Below are 1,569 nucleotides of genomic sequence, written 5' to 3'. Positions count from 1 at the left end.
CGGAATGTGTCAAGGCGTTTGAGTCCAACGGGAGTTAGGCCGCGGCCTGATCGGCGCCGGGTTGGTCAGGTTCGGCTGCGGGTTTGTTGATCCATGCATCGGCGGGCAGATTCAGGATCTTCGGGATATCCGTCGTCCCGAAACGTTCGGGATGCTGCGCGCGGGCTCGAGCGAGCACCGCGGCGCGTTCGGTGGCCTTCTGTCCGGCGAGACCGAAATGCACGTCCGCCGGCGTGTGCAGGCCGATGCCGGTATGACGATGTTCGTGGTTGTACCACGTGGTGAACGAGGCTACGAGATTCCGCGCATGGTGGATCGAGGCGAAGCGCTCGGGCCACATCGGCCCGTACTTGAGGGTCTTGAACAGCGCTTCCGAGTACGGGTTGTCGTTCGATACTCGCGGTCGTGAATGTGAGCGGGTGACTTCGAGGTCGGCGAGCAGCGTCGCGACGGTCTTGCTGGTCATCGATGTTCCCCGATCGGCGTGCACCACGCTCGGGATCCCGTGCACAGCAAAGATTTCGGTCATCATCTCCGCAGCGAGTAGTCCGGACTCGTGCGTCTGCACGTGCGCTCCGACGATGTAGCGGGAGAAGATGTCGATCATTACGTATGCGTCGAAATAGGTGCCCTTGATCGGACCGGGCAGCTTGGTGATGTCCCACGAATACACCTGACGGGGTGCGGTCGCCACCAGTTCCGGGCAGGCCCGGGAGGGATGACGAGCGTGCCGGCGCCGCTCTTTGACCTGCGCGTTCTCCCGCAGGATCCGATACATCGTCGACACCGAGCACAGATAGATCCCCTCGTCGAGGAGTTGGGCGTAGACCTCGAGTGGCGACTGGTCGACGAACCGGGCGCTACACAGCACATCGAGAACGGCCCGGCGTTCGGTGTCGGTGAGTTTGTTCTCTGGGATGCGTCCGGTAGTGGTGACGGCCGGATCCGTTGCCGTAGGACGAGCTTTGTTCCGCGCTGCGGTGCAGCGGGCGATTCCCGTCAGTGTGGTTGCATCCCTTGTGGTTATACCCGATTCAGTGAGTTCGTGATGGGCGCGCATCAGCGCTTCTTGCGCTGCTCGTCCACATTCGTGCTCTCGGAGAGTTGTTCCAAGAGCTCGTGTGCTTTTCCCATGATCCCCAGTGCGGTTTGGGTGGTGGCCAGTTTCTTGTTGGCTTGTTCGAGTTCGCGGGTGAGTCGGGCGATCTCGGCTTGTTCGGCGGTGAGTTTGCCGATTCTGGTGCCGGGTTTGGTGCCGTCGAGGACACCGGCGTCGCGTTGTTTGCGCCATTCGCTGATCAGCGAGGAGTACAGGCCTTCGCTGCGCAGGTACGCGCCGCCTCCGTTGCTTTGACAGGCCTGCTCGTAAGCGGCGAGGTGGGCGAGCTTGTCGGCGGCGCTGAAGGTGCGTCGTTGCGGGCCGTCGGCGCGGGGATGCGAGGGGTCCATTCGGTCATTGTCCTCGACCGGAACCATGCTGGAAATCGTCATCGTGGGGTTGATCCGTATCTCGCCCTGCAGGCGGGGTTGCTGTGAACCGCTGGACTCAACTCAGCCTGACACGCAGGG

1 protein-coding gene is annotated in these 1,569 nt (G+C 62.5%); it reads right to left on the bottom strand.

Going from position 1 to position 1,569, the window contains the following annotated elements; translation table 11 throughout:
* Window positions 1–34: 34 nt before the first annotated feature.
* Window positions 35–1,491 (bottom strand): IS3 family transposase gene (locus tag HCA61_RS25810; protein ID WP_240960214.1). Its coding sequence is split into 2 segments (ribosomal slippage): window positions 35–1,125 and window positions 1,125–1,491, totalling 1,458 coding nucleotides; the frame shifts between segments, so codons are not numbered across the junction.
* Window positions 1,492–1,569: the final 78 nt, after the last annotated feature.

The organism is Rhodococcus sp. HNM0563 (assembly GCF_012726195.1).
GTDB lineage: Bacteria > Actinomycetota > Actinomycetes > Mycobacteriales > Mycobacteriaceae > Rhodococcus.
The sequence above is the reverse complement of the archived record's forward strand: the minus strand, read 5'-3'. Positions and strand labels throughout refer to the sequence as shown.